The 19016-nt window shown below is 60.2% G+C and carries 17 protein-coding genes and 1 tRNA gene; 10 read left to right on the plus strand and 8 right to left on the minus strand.

Going from position 1 to position 19016, the window contains the following annotated elements:
• Window positions 1-7 precede the first annotated feature (7 nt).
• On the minus strand, window positions 8-958 hold the full coding sequence (gene trxB / locus H9642_RS08010) for a thioredoxin-disulfide reductase (protein WP_251835910.1): 951 nt from the start codon (window positions 956-958) through the stop codon (window positions 8-10).
• Window positions 959-1168: 210 nt separating this feature from the next.
• Here trxB and H9642_RS08015 point away from each other — a divergent pair, with 210 nt between their 5' ends.
• From H9642_RS08015 to cysG, 6 genes are all read left to right on the plus strand, one after another.
• Entirely contained in the window at window positions 1169-3604 is a 2436-nt protein-coding gene (locus tag H9642_RS08015) for a DNA translocase FtsK (RefSeq protein WP_433962685.1), read from the plus strand.
• A 15-nt stretch (window positions 3605-3619) separates the two neighbouring features.
• A complete protein-coding gene (lolA, locus tag H9642_RS08020) occupies window positions 3620-4252 on the plus strand; it encodes an outer membrane lipoprotein periplasmic chaperone LolA (protein ID WP_251835912.1) in 633 nt (210 codons plus the stop codon).
• Between the two features lie 18 nt (window positions 4253-4270).
• Complete coding sequence (locus H9642_RS08025) at window positions 4271-5593, plus strand: replication-associated recombination protein A (protein WP_251835913.1); 1323 nt, start codon at window positions 4271-4273, stop codon at window positions 5591-5593.
• Complete coding sequence (gene crcB / locus H9642_RS08030) at window positions 5593-5967, plus strand: fluoride efflux transporter CrcB (RefSeq protein WP_251835914.1); 375 nt, start codon at window positions 5593-5595, stop codon at window positions 5965-5967. Before H9642_RS08025 ends, crcB begins: the two co-directional genes overlap by 1 nt.
• A 15-nt stretch (window positions 5968-5982) precedes the next feature.
• Window positions 5983-7266, plus strand: coding sequence for a serine--tRNA ligase (gene serS / locus H9642_RS08035; protein ID WP_251835915.1), 1284 nt, complete (start codon window positions 5983-5985; stop codon window positions 7264-7266).
• 132 nt (window positions 7267-7398) lie between these two features.
• Window positions 7399-8787, plus strand: a complete 1389-nt coding sequence (gene cysG, locus H9642_RS08040; protein WP_251835916.1) for a siroheme synthase CysG — start codon at window positions 7399-7401, stop codon at window positions 8785-8787.
• A 149-nt stretch (window positions 8788-8936) separates the two neighbouring features.
• On the opposite strand, the gene H9642_RS08045 is transcribed toward cysG, so the two are convergent.
• The 7 genes from H9642_RS08045 to H9642_RS08075 form a co-directional block, all read right to left on the minus strand.
• A complete protein-coding gene (locus H9642_RS08045; RefSeq protein WP_251835917.1) occupies window positions 8937-9938 on the minus strand; it encodes a glutathione S-transferase family protein in 1002 nt (333 codons plus the stop codon).
• Between the two features lie 109 nt (window positions 9939-10047).
• Window positions 10048-11031, minus strand: coding sequence for a glycosyl transferase family protein (locus tag H9642_RS08050; protein ID WP_251835918.1), 984 nt, complete (start codon window positions 11029-11031; stop codon window positions 10048-10050).
• A complete protein-coding gene (locus tag H9642_RS08055) occupies window positions 11028-11363 on the minus strand; it encodes a TusE/DsrC/DsvC family sulfur relay protein (protein ID WP_251835919.1) in 336 nt (111 codons plus the stop codon). Before H9642_RS08055 ends, H9642_RS08050 begins: the two co-directional genes overlap by 4 nt.
• On the minus strand, window positions 11360-11656 hold the full coding sequence (gene tusB / locus H9642_RS08060; RefSeq protein WP_251835920.1) for a sulfurtransferase complex subunit TusB: 297 nt from the start codon (window positions 11654-11656) through the stop codon (window positions 11360-11362). Before tusB ends, H9642_RS08055 begins: the two co-directional genes overlap by 4 nt.
• Entirely contained in the window at window positions 11656-12015 is a 360-nt protein-coding gene (gene tusC, locus H9642_RS08065; RefSeq protein WP_251835921.1) for a sulfurtransferase complex subunit TusC, read from the minus strand. Before tusC ends, tusB begins: the two co-directional genes overlap by 1 nt.
• 1 nt (window position 12016) lies before the next feature.
• Window positions 12017-12409: a sulfurtransferase complex subunit TusD gene (tusD, locus tag H9642_RS08070; protein ID WP_251835922.1), complete on the minus strand. Its 393-nt coding sequence runs from the start codon at window positions 12407-12409 to the stop codon at window positions 12017-12019.
• Window positions 12410-12521: 112 nt separating this feature from the next.
• A complete protein-coding gene (locus H9642_RS08075; RefSeq protein WP_251835923.1) occupies window positions 12522-13190 on the minus strand; it encodes a Bax inhibitor-1/YccA family protein in 669 nt (222 codons plus the stop codon).
• Between the two features lie 146 nt (window positions 13191-13336).
• On the opposite strand from H9642_RS08075, the gene H9642_RS08080 reads away from it, so the two are divergent.
• The 4 genes from H9642_RS08080 (at window position 13337) to H9642_RS08095 (ending at window position 18851) form a co-directional block, all read left to right on the plus strand.
• Window positions 13337-13424 (plus strand) — tRNA-Ser (locus tag H9642_RS08080).
• Between the two features lie 529 nt (window positions 13425-13953).
• Window positions 13954-16317 (plus strand): DNA polymerase II, encoded by a 2364-nt coding sequence (locus H9642_RS08085; RefSeq protein WP_251835924.1) that lies wholly within the window; start codon window positions 13954-13956, stop codon window positions 16315-16317.
• Between the two features lie 399 nt (window positions 16318-16716).
• A complete protein-coding gene (locus tag H9642_RS08090; RefSeq protein ID WP_251835925.1) occupies window positions 16717-16944 on the plus strand; it encodes a PLD nuclease N-terminal domain-containing protein in 228 nt (75 codons plus the stop codon).
• Between the two features lie 107 nt (window positions 16945-17051).
• A complete protein-coding gene (locus H9642_RS08095) occupies window positions 17052-18851 on the plus strand; it encodes a thiamine pyrophosphate-requiring protein (protein ID WP_251835926.1) in 1800 nt (599 codons plus the stop codon).
• The last annotated feature ends 165 nt before the right edge of the window (window positions 18852-19016 follow it).

Below are 19016 nucleotides of genomic sequence, written 5' to 3' on the forward strand. Positions count from 1 at the left end.
TCCCGTGTCAGATGTCATCGAGGAATTTTTCGGCATCCAGCGCAGCCATACAGCCTGCGCCGGCCGACGTGATGGCTTGGCGATAGACGTGATCAGCTACGTCCCCGGCGGCGAACACGCCCGGAACACTGGTGGCGGTGGCGTTGCCTTCACTGCCGCCCTGAATGATCAAGTAGCCATCGCGCATTTCCAGCTGGCCCTGGAACAGGTCAGTGTTGGGCTTGTGGCCAATGGCAATGAACACACCTGCCAGATCCAGCGCCTTTTCGAGGCCGCTTTGGGTGTCCTTGAGGCGCACGCCGGTAACACCGCTGGTGTCGCCAAGCACTTCTTCAAGCGTATGGTTCCAGTGCAGGCGGATGTTCCCGTTATTGGCTTTGTCCTGCAGCTTATCCTGCAGGATCTTCTCCGCACGCAGTTTGTCGCGGCGATGGATCAGGTGCACTTCCTTGGCGATGTTGGACAGGTAAAGTGCTTCTTCGACAGCCGTATTGCCCCCGCCGATTACAGCAACCACTTGGTTGCGGTAAAAGAAGCCGTCGCAGGTGGCGCAAGCAGACACACCCTTGCCGGCGAACGCATCTTCAGACGGTAAGCCCAGGTATTGGGCAGAGGCGCCGGTGGCAATGATCAGGGCGTCACAGGTATAGGTGCCGCTGTCGCCCTTGAGAACGAAGGGACGCTTTTGCAACTCGGCCGTATGAATGTGGTCGTAGACGATCTCGGTGGCAAAACGCTCGGCATGCTTCTGCATCCGCTCCATCAGCGCTGGGCCGGTGAGGCCTTCCACGTCGCCCGGCCAGTTATCCACCTCGGTGGTTGTGGTCAGTTGTCCGCCCGGTTGAATGCCGGTGATGACCAAGGGCTTCAGGTTGGCGCGGGCCGCATAGACGGCGGCGGTGTAGCCTGCCGGGCCGGAGCCCAGAACGATCAGGCGCGAATGCTTGACTTCACTCATAAATAACCCTCATAAGCCTTTGTCTCTAAAGAGAATGCATGGTCCAATTGGTCGGCATGCAAAATACTGCCGTCAATCCTACACCGAAGCAGGGTAGGAGCGGGAGCGCGCCGCGCGTGATGGCGACTGGCCTGCGTGGCATGGGGCAGTCAAAGCCGTACAATGGCGACAAGCGTCTCGCATGCATCTCCTAGCAGGAACTTACGTGTTTTGAAGAATTCCACCTCTAGCAGCGTTCAGACTCCCGAGTGGCGCCAACAGTTGCCGATCCGACTCAAGGAAGGTGCGTTGATTGCCTTGGGCGCCTTATGTCTGTACCTGTCCATGGCGTTACTCACCTACGACTCCGCCGATCCGGCCTGGGACCATAGCGTGCAGGTCGAACGTATCAGTAACGCCGGCGGCAGCCTGGGCGCCTGGTTGTCCAGCGTGATGTTCGTGGCATTGGGTTATTTCGCCTATCTGTTTCCGGTCTTGCTGGCGATCAAAACCTGGCGGGTATTTCGCGTTCGTCATCAGCCATGGCATTGGAGCGGCTGGCTGTTTTCCTGGCGGGCGATTGGTCTGGTGTTTTTTGTATTGTCCGGCGCTGCCCTGGCCTATATCCATTTTGAGTCTGCGCCCGGCTTGCCAGCCTCGGCCGGCGGCGCGCTGGGTGAAAGCCTGGGTCAGCTGGCCATCGCCTCTTTGAACGTACAGGGCAGTACATTGCTGTTTCTTGCACTGTTCCTGTTTGGCTTTACCGTATTTACCGATCTTTCCTGGTTCAGGGTCATCGACGTGACGGGCAAGATCACGCTGGATCTACTGGAACTGATTCAGGGCAGTCTCAGCAATTGGTGGAACTCCCGCCGGCAGGCTCGTCCGGCCAAGGTGCGCTTGGAGAGGGCTTATGATTCGGAACTGGAGCTGCAACTCGACGAGCCGGTGTTTTCCGAGCCGCCGCGAAAGTCGATCCGCAAGGAACCGGTCATAACAACTGCTGCGCCGACTGCCAGGCCGAGCAAGCCGGCTCCAGTCAAGGTGGCTGCCGCACCTGAAAAGCGCATGGTGCCTATCCTCGCGCCGCCACCGCCTTTGCCCAAGCTTGATGATACGTCCGAGCAGGCGCCGCGTAACCCGGCCGCCCGCTTCGTTGACAGCGCCCTGGAGGGTACTTTGCCGCCGATCTCGCTGCTCGATCCGGCACAAAAGAAACCGCAGAGCTTTTCCGAAGAATCGCTGGCCGACATGTCGCGCCTGCTGGAAATCAAGCTCAAGGAATTTGGCGTCGAAGTGGCTGTGGAAGGTGTCTATCCCGGCCCGGTGATTACCCGCTTCGAGATCCAGCCGGCGGCAGGCGTCAAGGTCAGCCGTATTTCCAATCTGGCCAAAGACCTGGCGCGCTCTCTGGCAGTGATCAGTGTTCGTGTGGTGGAAGTTATCCCGGGCAAAACCACAGTGGGCATCGAGATTCCCAACGAAGACCGGCAAATCGTGTACTTCTCCGAAGTGCTCGAGTCCAGCGAATACGAAGAAGCCAAGTCGCCGGTTACGCTGGCTTTGGGGCATGACATCGGCGGGCGCCCGGTATTCGCCGACCTGGCAAAGATGCCCCACCTTCTGGTAGCGGGCACGACGGGCTCCGGTAAGTCGGTTGGTGTTAACGCAATGATTCTGTCGATTCTGTTCAAGTCGACGCCGGAAGATGCGCGACTGATCATGATCGACCCGAAAATGCTCGAGCTGTCGATCTACGAGGGCATTCCGCACCTGCTGTGTCCCGTGGTGACAGACATGAAGGAAGCGGCCAATGCTCTTCGCTGGAGCGTTGCCGAGATGGAGCGGCGCTACAAGCTGATGGCGGCCATGGGCGTGCGCAACCTGGCGGGATTCAACCGCAAGGTCAAAGACGCTGAAGAGGCGGGCGCGCCGCTCACCGATCCGCTCTACCGCCGCGAAAGCATGGAAGACGAAGCGCCACTGCTGAAAAAACTGCCGACCATCGTCGTGGTGGTGGACGAGTTCGCCGACATGATGATGATCGTCGGTAAGAAGGTTGAAGAGTTGATTGCGCGCATTGCGCAGAAGGCGCGTGCGGCCGGCATTCACTTGATTCTTGCCACTCAGCGGCCTTCCGTGGACGTGATTACCGGCTTGATCAAGGCTAACATTCCGACGCGCATGGCGTTCCAGGTGTCCAGCAAGATCGATTCGCGGACCATCCTCGATCAGGGCGGGGCAGAGCAACTGCTCGGCCATGGTGACATGCTCTACCTGCCACCCGGCACTGGTCTGCCGATTCGCGTGCATGGCGCCTTTGTCTCGGATGAAGAAGTGCACCGCCTGGTCGACGCGTGGAAGTTGCGCGGTGCGCCGGATTACGTCGAGGAAATCCTCGCGGGCGCCGATGAAGGTGCGAACTCCGGTTTTGACGGCGGCAGCGGCGACAGTGAAGGGAGTGAGACCGATCCGCTCTATGATGAAGCCGTCCGTTTCGTCACCGAAACCCGGCGTGCCTCGATTTCCTCGGTACAACGCAAGCTGAAGATTGGCTACAACCGTGCCGCGCGGATGATCGAGGCCATGGAAATGGCCGGTGTGGTGACTCCGATGAATACCAATGGCTCGCGCGAAGTGATCGCGCCGGCACCGATGCGCGACTGAATGACGAGGATTCCCATGGCCATGATTCGCATGTTCCTGCTGGCGGTGTTGAGTGTTGCGCTTCCGCTACAGGCCAGTGCTGCCCCCGACAGTGCTGCCGTGAAGCGACTCACCGAGTTGCTTAACCAGGCGCAGACGCTCACCGGGCGGTTTTCCCAGCTGACGCTGGACGGCTCCGGCGTCAATCTGCAAGAGTCCACAGGCGAAATGGCCTTGAAGCGCCCTGGGCAGTTCCGCTGGCACACCGACGCGCCGATGGAGCAACTATTGGTCTCCGATGGCAAGCAGGTCTGGCTGTATGATCCGGATCTTGAGCAGGTCACTATTCAGCAACTCGATCAGCGCCTGACCCACACCCCGGCGTTACTGTTGTCTGGCGATGTGTCGAAGATCAGCGAAAATTTCGACATCAGCCATAAAGAAACCAGCGGTGTGGTCGACTTCGTCCTCAAGCCCAAGTCCCGCGATACCCTGTTCGACAATTTGCGCTTGTCGTTTCGCAATGGCGTGATCAATGACATGCAATTGATCGACAGCGTTGGCCAGCGCACCAATATCCTGTTTTCCGGGGTGAAAATGAATACGCCGCTGAACGCTTCGATGTTCCGTTTTGTGCCGCCTGCCGGTACCGACATTATCCAGGATTGACCGAGGTTTCATCGCCACATGGATCTGTTTCAACGTACTCCGATTGCCCAGCCCCTGGCCGCTCGCTTGCGCGCGGCCAATCTGGACGAGTATGTGGGGCAGGAGCATTTGCTGGCGCGGGGCAAACCACTGCGCGAGGCGTTGGAGCAGGGTGCGCTGCATTCGATGATCTTCTGGGGTCCGCCGGGCGTTGGCAAGACAACGCTGGCCCGGCTTCTGGCCAAGGTCTCCGATGCCCACTTCGAGACGATTTCCGCCGTGCTTTCCGGCGTCAAGGAAATTCGCCAGGCGGTTGAAATTGCCCAGCAACATGCGGCTCAGTATGGCAAACGCACCATCCTGTTCGTGGATGAAGTGCACCGATTCAATAAGAGCCAGCAAGATGCCTTCCTGCCCTATGTGGAAGACGGTACGCTGATTTTTATCGGGGCGACCACGGAAAATCCGTCGTTTGAACTGAACAATGCGTTGCTCTCACGGGCGCGTGTTTACGTGCTGAAAAGCCTCGACGAAGCGGCCCTGCGCAAACTGGTGAAGCGCGCGCTGAGTGAAGAGAAAGGGCTGGGGGCGCGTCATCTCGCTCTACCTGAAGAAAGCTTCCAGATTCTCCTGGCTGCCGCCGATGGCGATGGACGCCGGTTACTCAACCTGCTGGAAAACGCCTCGGACCTCGTGGAGGACGGCGAGTCCATCGCCGCAGAAACCCTGCAGAATCTGCTTGGCGACAGCCATCGTCGATTCGACAAGGGCGGCGAGGCGTTTTACGACCAGATCTCTGCGCTGCACAAGTCGGTGCGCGGCTCCAGCCCGGATGGTGCGCTGTACTGGTTCGCGCGCATGCTCGACGGGGGTTGTGATCCGTTGTACATCGCCCGCCGAGTGGTGCGCATGGCCAGCGAGGAAGTTGGCAACGCCGACCCGCGCGCGCTGACGCTGTGCCTGAATGCGTGGGATGTGCAAGAACGCTTGGGCAGCCCGGAAGGCGAATTGGCCGTGGCCCAGGCGATTGTCTACCTGGCCTGCGCGCCCAAGAGCAATGCGGTGTATATGGGCTTCAAGGCGGCGATGAGTGAGGCTGGCGAGCACGGCTCCTTGGAAGTGCCGCTGCACCTGCGCAACGCGCCGACCAAACTGATGAAACAGCTGGGCTACGGTGAAGAATACCGCTACGCCCACGACGAGCCAGATGCCTTTGCGGCAGGCGAAGACTATTTCCCCGAGAGCTTGGAGCCGCGGCGTTATTACCAGCCGGTGCCGCGTGGCTTGGAATTGAAAATTCGCGACAAGCTGAAACACCTGGCTGAGTTGGACCGCAACAGTCCGCGCCGGCGGAGGCGCTAATGATCGGCGTAATTCTCGCTGTGGCGGGAGGCGGTGCGCTGGGTTGTCTGCTGCGTTTCGCCAGTTCAAACTGGATTTCGGCGCATTGGCCCCAGCATTTCTATTTGGCTACCCTGGCTGTGAACATTGCGGGCTGCCTGGTGATCGGTTATCTCTACGGCGTATTTCTGCAGCGTCCGGAGTGGCCCCTTGAGCTGCGCGCCGGATTGATCGTCGGCTTTCTCGGCGGTCTGACCACCTTTTCCTCTTTTTCCCTGGATACCCTGCGCCTGCTGGAAAGCGGCCAGCTGACTACCGCCTTCGGCTATGCCTCAGCCAGCGTAGTGGTCTGCTTGCTGGCGACCTGGGCAGGCCTGGCTTTGAACAAATTCTGACTGACGAGAACTGACATGCTCGATTCGAAACTGGTACGTACTCAGCTGCAGGACGTCGCCGCCCGTTTGGCGACCCGTGGCTATCAACTGGATGTGGCGCGTATCGAAGCGCTGGAAGCGCAGCGCAAGACCGTGCAAACCCGCACCGAGCAGCTGCAGGCGGAGCGTAACAGCCGCTCAAAGTCGATCGGCCAGGCCAAGGCGCGCGGTGAGGATATCGCCCCGTTGCTGGCTGAAGTCGATCAGATGGGCAGCGACCTGGAAAGCGGTAAACGCGAACTCGATAGTATCCAAGCCGAACTGGACGCCATCCTGCTGACCATTCCCAACTTGCCGCATGAGTCGGTGCCGGTGGGTGAAGATGAGGACGGCAACGTCGAGGTCTCCCGCTGGGGTACGCCCCCCAGCTTCGAGTTTGAGGTCAAGGACCATGTGGCACTGGGCGAGAACCTGGGCTGGCTGGACTTCGAAACCGCCGCCAAGCTGTCCGGTGCCCGCTTTGCCCTGATGCGCGGGTCGATTGCACGGCTGCATCGCGCGCTGGCGCAATTCATGATCAACTTGCATACCGCCGAGCATGGCTACGAAGAGGCTTACACCCCGTATCTGGTGCAAGCGCCGGCACTGCAGGGGACTGGCCAGTTGCCGAAGTTCGAGGAGGATCTGTTCAAAATCCAGCGTGAGGATCAGGCCGATCTGTATCTGATACCCACTGCTGAAGTATCCCTGACAAACATCGTTTCCGGTGAGATTCTCGATGCCAAGCAACTGCCGCTGAAATTTGTCGCCCACACGCCTTGCTTCCGCAGTGAAGCCGGTGCTTCCGGTCGCGACACCCGCGGAATGATCCGTCAGCACCAGTTCGACAAGGTCGAGATGGTGCAGATCGTCGAGCCGGAAAAATCCTTCGAAGCCCTGGAAAGCCTGACGGCCAACGCGGAACGTGTGCTGCAACTGCTGGACCTGCCGTACCGCAAGCTGGCGCTGTGCACCGGGGACATGGGTTTTGGCGCGGTTAAGACCTACGACCTGGAAGTGTGGATCCCCAGCCAGGACAAGTACCGGGAGATTTCCTCCTGCTCCAACTGTGGCGATTTCCAGGCGCGTCGCATGCAGGCGCGCTATCGCAATCCCGCCACCGGCAAACCGGAGCTAGTCCACACCCTGAACGGCTCCGGCCTGGCAGTGGGCCGTACCCTGGTCGCGGTGCTGGAAAACTATCAGCAGGCCGACGGCTCCATTCGTGTGCCGGAGGTGCTCAAGCCGTATATGGGTGGGATCGAAATCATCAGCAAGTAAGCCGTAAGGTGGGGGTTCCACCTGCCCCCTTGACGGAGGAACGCTGAAAACCTTGATTTTCGACAGGGGCATCAGGTCGCTAATCGGCTGTGATGCCCCTATCTTTTTCTCAGGCTCGAACGGGATTCGCTCATGGATTACCTTCCCCTCTTTCACAAGCTGCAAGACCGCCGTGTTCTGGTGGTCGGTGGTGGTGAGGTCGCGTTGCGCAAGGCGCGCCTGCTGGCCGATGCCGGCGCCACTTTGCGCGTGGTTGCGCCCGAAGTACTCGATGGATTGCATGAGCTGGCCGGGCAGGGTGGCAGTCAGGTAATGCTGCGGGGCTATCAAGTGGGCGACCTGGAGGATGTGGTGCTTGTAATTGCCGCCACAGATGACGAACCGCTCAATGCACACATTTCCCAGCAGGCCCAAGCGCGCGGCGTTCCCGTCAATGTGGTGGATGCGCCGGCCTTGTGCTCGGTCATCTTCCCCGCGATTGTTGACCGTTCGCCCTTGATCGTTGCGGTTTCCAGCGGCGGTGATGCGCCTGTGCTGGCACGCTTGATCCGCGCGCGGATCGAGACCTGGATTCCCTCGGCCTATGGCCAGCTGGCTGGGCTGGCAAAGAAGTTTCGTGCTCGAGTCAAAGCCTTGCTGCCGGATGTTCAGCAACGCCGCGTTTTCTGGGAGGAAACCTTTCAGGGCCAGATTGCCGAAAGCCTGTTCGCCGGCAAGCCGGCGGAAGCCGAGCGGCTGCTGGAGGAAAAGATTGCCGGCGGAAAACCCAAAGCGCTGGGCGAGGTGTACCTGGTGGGCGCCGGCCCAGGCGATCCCGATCTGCTGACCTTTCGAGCCCTGCGCCTGATGCAGCAGGCCGATGTGGTGCTTTATGACCGGCTGGTAGCTCCGGCGATCATCGAGCTGTGCCGGCGCGATGCCGAGCGTATCTACGTCGGCAAGCAGCGCTCGGATCACACCGTGCCTCAGGAACAGATCAATCGTCGCCTGGTGGAACTGGCCAAGGCCGGTAAGCGGGTGCTGCGCCTGAAGGGCGGAGATCCGTTCATCTTCGGACGCGGTGGCGAAGAAATCGAAGAGCTGGCGGCCGAAGGTATTCCCTTCCAAGTGGTGCCCGGTATTACCGCTGCTTCGGGTTGTGCCGCCTATGCCGGCATCCCGCTGACCCATCGCGACCACGCCCAGTCGGTGCGTTTTGTTACCGGGCATTTGAAGGATGGCAGCTGTGATTTACCTTGGGCCGATCTGGTCGCCCCCGGGCAAACCCTGGTGTTCTATATGGGCCTGGTCGGTCTGCCGGTGATCTGCGAGCAGCTAATTCGCCACGGTCGTGGCGTGGACACCCCGGCGGCGCTGATCCAGCAGGGTACGACCAGCAATCAGCGGGTATTTACCGGCACCCTGGCCGATCTGCCTCAGTTGGTTGCCGAACAGCAGGTGCAGGCGCCGACGCTGGTAATCGTCGGCGAGGTGGTCACCTTGCGCGACAAGCTGGCCTGGTTTGAAGGGGCAGGGGAGTAGGCTGATCTGGCGCGGCGTATCCTACAATGGCGTCGGTTCTCCACAGGTAAAACGGTAGCTGCCCGTATTGCTCCAGTCACGACCCTGTCGCTAATCGTGGGTGAGTCCGCTCTGCGGGATTGCTCTCGCCGGGTGGCTTTTTTTGTCAGTCAGTTTCGCTGCCAGATCCCATTGCCTTCCAACCGATCGCGGTTATGGGCAGCCAGCAGGTTTTGCGCCGGCCCCTTTGGGATCACCCCGGTCGGGTTGATGGTCGCGTGGCTGGCGTAGTAATGGCCCTTGATATGGGTGAAATCTACCGTTTCGGCGACGCCCGGCCACTGGTACAGCTCACGCAGCCAATTGGACAGCTGCGGGTAGTCCGTGATGCGCCGCAGGTTGCACTTGAAATGTCCGTGGTAGACCGGATCAAAACGAATCAGGGTGGTGAACAAACGCCAATCGGCCTCTGTCAGGTACTCACCGGCCAGGTAACGATGCTCGGCGAGGTGCTGATCCAGCCAGTCCAATTCGCCAAACACTTCGTCGAACGCCTCTTCGTAAGCCTCCTGCGTGGTGGCGAAACCGGCGCGATATACGCCGTTGTTAACGCGGGGGTAGATGCGGTCGTTGAGCGCATCGATCTTGGCGCGCAGCGGTTCGGGATAGAAGTCCAGCCGCGAGCCCGTCACGTCGTCGAATGCGCTGTTGAACATGCGGATAATCTCCGCCGACTCGTTGCTGACGATGCGCTGGCGGTGTTTGTCCCACAACAGGGGTACGGTGACGCGGCCCGTGTAGCGCGGGTCTTCGGCGGTGTAGCGCTGATGCAGGAAAGTGAAGCTATCCAAGGCATCGCCGCTGGAGCCGAATTGTGGATCGAAGGTCCAGCCATGTTCGCGCATCAACCAGCTGACCACTGATACATCGATCACGCTGTCCAGTCCCTTGAGCGTGCGCAGGATCAGCGTGCGATGGGCCCAAGGACAGGCCAGGCTGACATACAGGTGATAGCGCCCGGCTTCGGCGGCAAAGCCGCTGTCGCCGCTTGGTCCGGCACTGCCATCGGCGGTAATCCAATGACGTCGTTGTGCTTGTTCTCGCTGAAAACGGCCGTCTTTGGCGGTGTCGTACCACTGGTCGTGCCAGCGCCCTTCGATAAGCAAACCCATGACTTCACCTCAGATCTGATGGGGCAGGCTTTGATGCCTGATGGTCTGGGGTGAAGTCTAGCGACCCCCGAGCAATGGAAAGACGCAAAGCTCGGGTTGTTCCTATCGGTCAGTTCGATGTATTGCGTGCCGCCCAATACTGTCGAGCCAGGGTAAAAGCGGCTTCGCGTGGATGACCCAGGCCGCGTAGAGCCAGCGCCATGGTGGCGATCACAGCCAGCTCTCCATAGCTGTCAGTGGCTTCGTTGCGCCAGACCGCCAGCAGATGGGCAGGCTCCAGGACATCCGGTTTCACGTGCCGGCGCTCGGCCTGGGCGGGCCATTCCTCATCCCAGTTTTCACCGTTCTGGGTGCCGTACAGGTGCGATATTACATCCGGATTGACTTCAATCTCGCCACCGTCGCCCTTGATGACGATGGCGTGGTCGCCCAGCAGTTGGCTGGCCGAGCGATGGATTTCCTGATAACCCGGATGAAAAATGCTCTGCAGCCCACAGCGAGCGCCGAGTGGGTTGAGAATGCGTGCCAGAGAATGAATCGGCGAGCGTAGCCCCAAGGTATTGCGCAGCTCGATCATGGCTTGCAGGCGCGGCATCCAGGCACTCAGTGGGATAAAGGCGGGCTGACTTTGTTGCAGTGCGCTCGCCACCTCGTCCCAGTTCTGGCAGAGGGGAATATGGAGTGTTTCCAACAATTGTTCGGTATATAGGCGGCCTGCGGTATGGGCGCCACCGCCGTGCATCAGGATGCGCACGCCATTGGCTGCCAGGCATTTGACCGCCAGCAGGTACCAGGGCAAATGGCGCTTCTTGCCGGCATAGCTGGGCCAGTCCAGGTCCACGGCGATTCTGGGCGCATTGACTCGCTCACGCACGGCTTGGGCAAAGCCGGCCATTTCCTCGGCACTTTCCTCTTTGTAGCGCAGCAGCATGAGGAAGGCCCCCAGTTGGGTGTCCTCGGTGCGCCCATCCAGCAGCATACCCATGGCTTCATGAGCTTCGGCGCGCGTTAGGCCACGGGCGCCGCGCTTGCCCTTACCAAGGATGCGAATGAATGGGGCGAACGGATGTTCAACAGCGGTCAGATCGGTCATATGCAATTGGTCGGTTTTGGCAGGCCGGCCAGTTTGGCGGCAAGTTTTGCAGGAGTGCCCTTGAAAAGGCGATTCAGGTGCAGGCTGTTGCCCTTTTCCGGACCGAGTTTCAGGGCCGCGTATTTGATCAGGGGGCGGGTGGCCGGAGAGAGTTGGAATTCGCTGTAGAAGTCGCGCAGCAAATAGAGCACTTCCCAATGTTCGTTGCTCAGTTCCATCTCCTCGCGTAGGGCAAGGGCGGCTGCGACTGCTTCCGACCAGTCCTGGCGCTCGGCTAGATAACCATCTTGGTCCAGGGGCAGGTGTCGGCCGTCGACTAACAGTTCATTCATAGCCAACTGTTGACCTTGTCAAAACGAAGACTGAGCGCAACGAATGCAGGGTAATCCACCAGCGTGACCCGTGCAGGCGCGCTGATGTTGCGCGCCTGCATATCTTCCTTCAATGCGTAGAACTCAATGCCATCCGGCATGTGCTGCAGTTGTTTCAGAGGAGCGCTACCGGCCTGCAAGGCGTGGCAGGCGTCGCCTGTGAATAGCACAGCATCCTGGGTACTGAGCAGACGCAGGGCGCTATCCAGCGCGCTGGAGTAAGGCGATTGAGCAAGCAGGTGCAAAGTGGCCATTAGAGCGTAATCACCAGGTCATAACGATCGACAAGGGCGGCGAGCGCGGCAGCGTCCAGTGCCTGGGCGGGCAGGGCGAGGCTGTCTGAATCCAGGCCCCGCCGGACCAAGCTTTCGCCACACACATATATCTCATCCACACCAAACAACGGCAGGGCCTGCAGGTTGGCGCCCAGGTCTTTTTGCTGCAGTACGACCGGGTTCTGTTGGGCTGCCAGTTGAAACACGCCGTCATCCAGAAACAGCATGGCGATAGGCAAGTCGAAGGCACCGCCGGCAAGGGCAATATCCAACGTTTCGCGGGCGCAGGTGCCGCTCCAGGGGCTGTGGCGGCTGATCAACAACATCGATTTAGCCATCTCAGTCGCCTCCAAAACAGATCAGCCGATCGGCTTGCTGAGCCGCTTCGTGTAATTGCCCAAGTCCTGACAATTCCCAAGGTGCGCCCAAGCTCACTGCCTGTCGTTCATAGCGCTGTGCTTCTTCTGCATTGAGCACGCCTCGGCGCAGGGCAGCGGCGATGCACACCACGGCGTCCAGATTGTGCTGCGTCACGAAGGCGCGCCATTGGGCGGCAACGTCCAACTCATCCTGAGGCGTGACCACCGCCTGTGAGGCGCTGTAAACGCCCTCACGGTAGAAGAATACACGGACGATTTCATGCCCCTCGGCCAGCGCCGCCTCGGAAAAACGCAGGGCACGCCGCGCTGAAGGGGCATGGGGAGCTGAGAAGAGGGCGATGACGAATTTCATAAACATGCTCGAAGCAGAGAACCGAGGTGCTTACATGATACCCCGCGAGTACCACGCGCCTAAAACAAAAAAGCCCGCAGGTGCGGGCTTTTGGGTCAGCTGTTGATCCGGATCAGTCGTCGCCGCTCATGATGCCAAAGATTTGCAGCAGGCTGATGAACAGGTTGTAGATCGACACATACAGGCTGATGGTGGCCATGATGTAGTTGCGTTCACCGCCGTGGATGATATCGCTGGTCTGGTACAGGATCACCGCCGAGGAGAACAGCACGAAGCCGGCGCTGATCGCCAATTGCAGGCCGCTGATCTGGAAGAAGAAGCTGGCCAACACGGCAGCGAGCAGGACGAAGAAACCGGCGGTGATAAAACCGCCCAGAAAGCTCATGTCCTTGCGGGTGGTCAGCACGTAAGCGGACAGGCCCAGGAATACCACGGCAGTCATGGCGAAGGCCGAACTGATCACCTCGGCGCCGTTAGCCATACCCAGGTAACGGTTGAGGATCGGGCCTAGCGTGTAGCCCATGAAGCCAGTCAGGGCGAAGGTGGAAAGCAGGCCCCAGGCGGAGTTGCGCAGTTTCATGGTCAGGAAGAACAGGCCGTAGAAGCCAATCAGGACCACGAAGATATTGGGATAGGCAACGTTGGCGCGTTGGGACAGGTAAGCCACCAACCCGCTGAACGCCAGGGTCATGGCCAGCAGCCCATAGGTATTGCGAAGGACGCCGCTGATTTCACGTTGCTCGACCTGAGCAGGATTAAGCGCGTATTCACGTTGTTGCATGAGGGTTACTCCTGAAGGAATACGATTTGTAGATGACGCGATCATAGCAAAGCTCTGGGACGCGGGAAGCAAGAGAATTTGACAGCGTGTTGCGATCCGGTAATATTGCCGCCGCTCGCCACGCTACTGGCGAGTTATTCATATCTGGAAGCGTGGCCGAGTGGTTTAAGGCAGCGGTCTTGAAAACCGCCGACGGGCAACTGTCCTAGAGTTCGAATCTCTACGCTTCCGCCATATAATTGCTTGATTTCATTGGGTTTTAGACCGAGCCAACCCTGAAAAAGGGGCGATTTGGGAACACTTTGGGAATATCAGGCAAAAGAAAGGGGCCTTTACGGCCCCTTTTTCATTTTTCAACCGAGCTTTAGCGCCTGGTTGAGCAGGCTCACGGCATCCGGGCCGTCTTCGTTGATCCACTTCGCGTTGTACTGCTCAGCATCTGACTGGCGAATGTATGCCGGCAGGTGTTCGGTCCGCGCTGTCGTACGCCAGCTTCTTCAACTGGCTGATCCACCAGCCGTGGCGTAGTACGTCGGATGTTCGATACGGCTCGCCGCTGGCCCAACACGAAGCGCACCATTTGGGCCCGGTTGTCGCGGTCAATCAACTCGATGCGTTCGGCTTTCGAATGCTGGTGTGCTGTACTTGCAATCCGGCCTGACTTTCAAGCGCAACATGTTGGTTCGGACGTTCAACCCGCACAAACGACCAGCGTGCTGAGCATGTAGTATTCCCTCGTCAGCATTCTTTCAAGGTCATCGGTGTGGAAGGGCAACTGGGTTTCGTGCTGACGCGGCACTGGCGCGACACGCCTGCGGGCATCGAGGTCGAGTTCTGGCTGGCTACTGATAACGGTCCCTGTCGTGTACGTGTTCCCGTACAGCCAGCGGTGGCCTTTGTGCCGGCCGAACAGCGCGAGCGCGCCGAGCAACTGCTGTACGGCGAGCCAGATGCCGAGCTGCGCGAGCTCGGGCTTTGCGATTTCCGTCATCGTCCGATTCTCGGGCTCTACTGCCGTCAGTACCGCCAGCTGCTGAGTCTGGAAAAGGCGCTGCGGGCCGCAGGCGTGGATGTCTACGAGGCCGACATCCGCCCGCCCGAGCGTTTTCTCATGGAGCGCTTTATCACCGCGCCGGTATCTTTTAGCGGCACGCTGGGCGACGACGGTTTGCTGCGAGATGCTCAGCTGCGTTCCGTGTCGAACTATCGACCGCGCTTGCGGCTGGTCTCCCTCGATATCGAGACCAACAGCCGGGGCGACCTCTACTCCATCGCCTTGGAGGGCTGCGGCCAGCGCCAGGTGTACATGCTCGGCCCGGCCAATGGCGACGCGACCGCGCTGGATTTCGACCTGGAGTATTGCGACAGCCGCGCGAAACTGCTGGAGCGACTCAACGACTGGCTGGCGCGCCATGATCCCGATGCCATCATCGGCTGGAACCTGGTGCAGTTTGACCTGCGCGTGCTGCGCGATCACTCTCAGCGCCTGAAGGTACCGCTGCGCCTGGGGCGCGGTGGCGAGGAGATGGGTTGGCGCGAACATGGCAGTCGCAACAGCCATTTCTTCGCCGAGGCCGCCGGGCGGCTGATCATCGACGGCATCGAGGCGCTGCGTTCGGCGACCTGGAGCTTCCCCTCGTTCAGCCTGGAGAACGTGGCGCAGACGCTGCTGGGGGAGGGCAAGGCGATCGACAACCCCTACCAGCGCATGACGGAGATCGATCGCCGCTTCGCCGAGGACAAGCCGGCACTGGCGCACTACAACCTCAAGGACTGCGAGTTGGTGACGCGCATCTTCGATAAGACCGAGTTGCTGACGTTCCTGCTGGAACGGGCCACGGTCACCGGCCTGGCGGCCGACCGCAGCGGTGGTTCGGTGGCGGCCTTCACCCATCTCTACCTGCCGTTGATGCACCGCCAGGGTTTCGTCGCGCCCAACCTCGGCGAGCGCCTGCCGGAAACCAGCCCCGGTGGTTTTGTCATGGATTCGCGCCCGGGCCTCTACGAGTCGGTGTTGGTGCTGGACTACAAGAGCCTGTACCCGTCGATCATCCGCACTTTCTTGATCGACCCGGTCGGCCTGATCGAGGGTTTGCGCCAGCCCGATGACGCGCACTCAGTGCCGGGCTTTCGCGGTGCGCGCTTCTCGCGCACCCGGCACAGCTTGCCGGCGATCGTCGCGCGTGTCTGGGAAGGCCGCGACCTGGCCAAGCGCGACGGCAACAAGCCCCTGGCGCAGGCGTTGAAGATCATCATGAACGCCTTCTACGGCGTGCTCGGTTCGAGCGGATGCCGCTTTTTCGACCCGCGTTTGGCGTCATCGATCACCCTGCGCGGACACGAGATCATGCGACGTACCCGCGAGTTGATCGAGGCGCGCGGCTACCAGGTGATCTACGGCGACACCGACTCCACCTTCGTCTGGCTCGGCAGCGGGCACGCGGAGGATGCAGCGGGCCGCATCGGCCGCGAGCTGGTGCTGCAGGTCAACCAGTGGTGGCGCGACCATCTGGCTACCGAGTTCGGCCTCGACAGTGCCCTCGAACTGCAGTACGAGACCCATTACCGACGCTTCCTGATGCCCACCATCCGCGGCGCCGAGGAGGGCAGCAAGAAGCGCTACGCCGGACTGGTGCAGCGCGCCGACGGCAGCGAGGAGATGGTCTTCAAGGGCCTGGAAACCGTGCGTACCGACTGGTCGCCGCTGGCACGGCAGTTCCAGCAGGAGCTCTACCAGCGCATCTTCAGGCGGCAACCCTTCGAGGATTACGTGCGTGGCTACGTGCGCAGCACCCTGGCGGGCGAGTTGGATGAGCTGCTGATCTACCGCAAGCGCCTGCGCCGGCGCCTGGAGGACTACGAGCGCAACGTGCCGCCCCATGTGAAGGCGGCGCGGCTGGCCGATGAGTTCAATGCCCGCCAGGGACGCCCACTGCAGTACCAGCGCGGTGGCTGGATCAGCTATGTGATCACCGTTACCGGCCCCGAACCCCTGGAGAATCGCCAGGCGCCAATCGACTACGACCACTACGTGACGCGCCAGCTCAAGCCTGTGGCCGACGCCATCCTGCCCTTCGTACACAGCGACTTCCAGCGCCTAGTGGACGGGCAGATGAATCTGTTCTGAAGCGAAGGCCTTCCCAGATAGAAACACCCATGCGGCGCTTGTGCGCGGCATAGGTTAGCGCGCAGGTAATGCATGGCTGGAGTGATGGTGACGATGCCAGCAGCGTGGGGCCCCTCTTTCTTTCTAGCCGTATGCCCCGCAACGCAGGCGTAGGCGGGCTACTGCCTGGATCGCACCGTATGGCCAGGTCTTTGAACTGTTCAACAGTTGCATACCTCGAAACCAGACAGCGACAGGTCGCGTTTAAGCGTTTCGCTTGGATCCGCAGTTCAAAGTCAGTAGCTGTGAGCCAGCTGTTGCACTTAAAGGAGATTAGTGCTGGCAAGTGCAATACGGTGTACTGACTCCAGAAGCCAAGAACCTCGTAGCGGTTTCCCCGTCATTTTTGAGGACTTAGCCATGTCTGATGCCGTGATTTATTTCTGGATAGCTGTAGCCGCGATCATCCTGCTGCTGGATTTGTGGGTGATGGTCAGTATTTTTCGCAGTGATAAGACGGTAGGTATCAAGGCAGCTTGGGCAATTGGATTGATCATCTTTCCCGTGCTGGGGCTTATCGTTTGGGGCGTGGCAGGGCCGAGAGGGGTCAAACAAGGTCCCAGTTCTCCCGAGCACAGTAAGGGATAAGCAAGCCGCCACGTTTTGGTCGCGTCATCGTCTTCAAGGCGATACGGCGGTATTCAAGACACCAAGGCGCTGGCGATTCTTGAAATCACTCAGCAACGGGGTGCTTCATGAGCAGCTTGACCGTCAGCGATTATTTCATCGAGCGCCTCTACCAGTGGGGCGTGCGCCGTATTTACGGCTATCCGGGAGATGGCATCAATGGTGTGTTCGGCGCCTTGAACCGGGCCGACGGAAAAATCCGCTTCATCCAGGCGCGCCATGAAGAAATGGCGGCGTTCATGGCATCCGCTGAAGCCAAGTTTGGTGGAGGGCTGGGAGTCTGCATCGCGACATCAGGACCCGGTGCTACGCACTTGCTCACGGGACTCTACGATGCCCGTCTTGATCACATGCCCGTGCTGGCGATTTGTGGGCAACAGGCACGCACCGCGTTGGGTTCTCATTACCAGCAAGAGATTGATCTGGCGTCGATGTTCAAGGACGTCGCTGGCGCCTTCGTACAGCAGGCCTCCGCACCGGCGCAGGTTCGACATTTGATCGACCGGGGGATACGCACGGCACTGGCCGAGCGCAAGGTGGCGGTGATCATCCTGCCCAATGATTTGCAGGACGAAGCTTACAGTGAACCACCGCGCGCCCATGGTGCGGTGCATTCCGGTATCGGTTATGCGCGTCCCAGACTATTGCCCCACGATGAGGATCTGCGCCACGCTGCCGAGGTGCTTAATGCAGGTAACAAGGTAGCCATTCTGGTCGGTGCCGGTGCACTGGGGGCTGCTAATGAGGTTATCGCCGTGGCGGAAAGGCTCGGTGCAGGTGCGGCCAAGGCGCTGCTCGGCAAAGCGGCACTGCCGGATGACCTGCCTTGGGTCACCGGTTCGATCGGCCTGCTCGGCACCGAGGCCAGCTATAAGTTGATGACCGAATGCGACACGCTGCTGATGGTCGGCTCAGGCTTCCCTTACGCCGAATTCCTGCCTGAGGAGGGTAAGGCCCGCGGCGTACAGATTGATATCAAGGCGGACATGCTGAGCATTCGCTACCCCATGGATGTGAATCTGCACGGCGATGCTGGGGAGACGCTACGCGCCTTGCTGCCGCTGCTGATGGAGAAAGCTGATCGCAGTTGGCGCCGACAGGTCGAGGAATGGCGCGGCTCATGGGATAAGACGCTGGAAGAGCGGGCCATGGCCAGTGCTGATCCTATCAATCCACAGCGCGTGGCCAGCGAGCTGTCGCCCCGTCTGCCCGATGACGCCATCATTACCTGTGATTCTGGCTCCTGCGCCAACTGGTTCGCCCGCGACATCAAGATCCGCCGCGGCATGATGTGTTCGCTTTCGGGCGGGCTGGCCTCGATGGGGGCGGCGGTGCCCTATGCGATTGCCGGCAAGTTTGTCCACCCAGACCGTCCGGTTGTGGCGCTGGTCGGTGACGGTGCCATGCAAATGAGTAATCTGGCCGAATTGATTACTGTGGCCAAGTACTGGAGGGAATGGCAGAACCCACAGTGGATCTGCTGCGTATTCAACAACGAAGACCTCAACCAGGTGACTTGGGAGCAGCGGGTGATGCAGGGCGATCCGAAGTTTGAGGCCTCGCAGAACATCCCTGATGTTCCCTATCACCGCTTCGCCGAATCCATCGGGCTTCGGGGTATCTACGTCGACCGCGAGGACGCAGTAGCCGGCGCCTGGGACGAGGCGCTGGCTGCCGACCGGCCAGTGGTGATCGAATTCAAAACCGACCCGGACGTACCTCCGTTGCCTTCGCACATCACGCTGGAACAGGCCAAGGCATACGCATCTGCGCTTTTAGGGGGAGATCCTGATCGGTCCGGGATCATCAAGCAGACCGCCAAGCAGGTCTTGGGCTCTTTGCTGCCTGGGCATCATAAGGGCAAGTAGAGGGGTACTTCCAACGCTATGGGTCAGGCAGTTCAGCCTGGCCCCACTGCTGTCGGCCCTGAACATGATCCTGTCCGCTGCTGGCTGTGCCTAAAGCTTCTCCGAGCGGTGTCGAGAGCTCCCGTGATATCGTGCGCCTGGACGCGCTAGGCCCTTGGAGTATTT

Source organism: Serpens gallinarum (assembly GCF_014836765.1).
GTDB lineage: Bacteria > Pseudomonadota > Gammaproteobacteria > Pseudomonadales > Pseudomonadaceae > Serpens > Serpens gallinarum.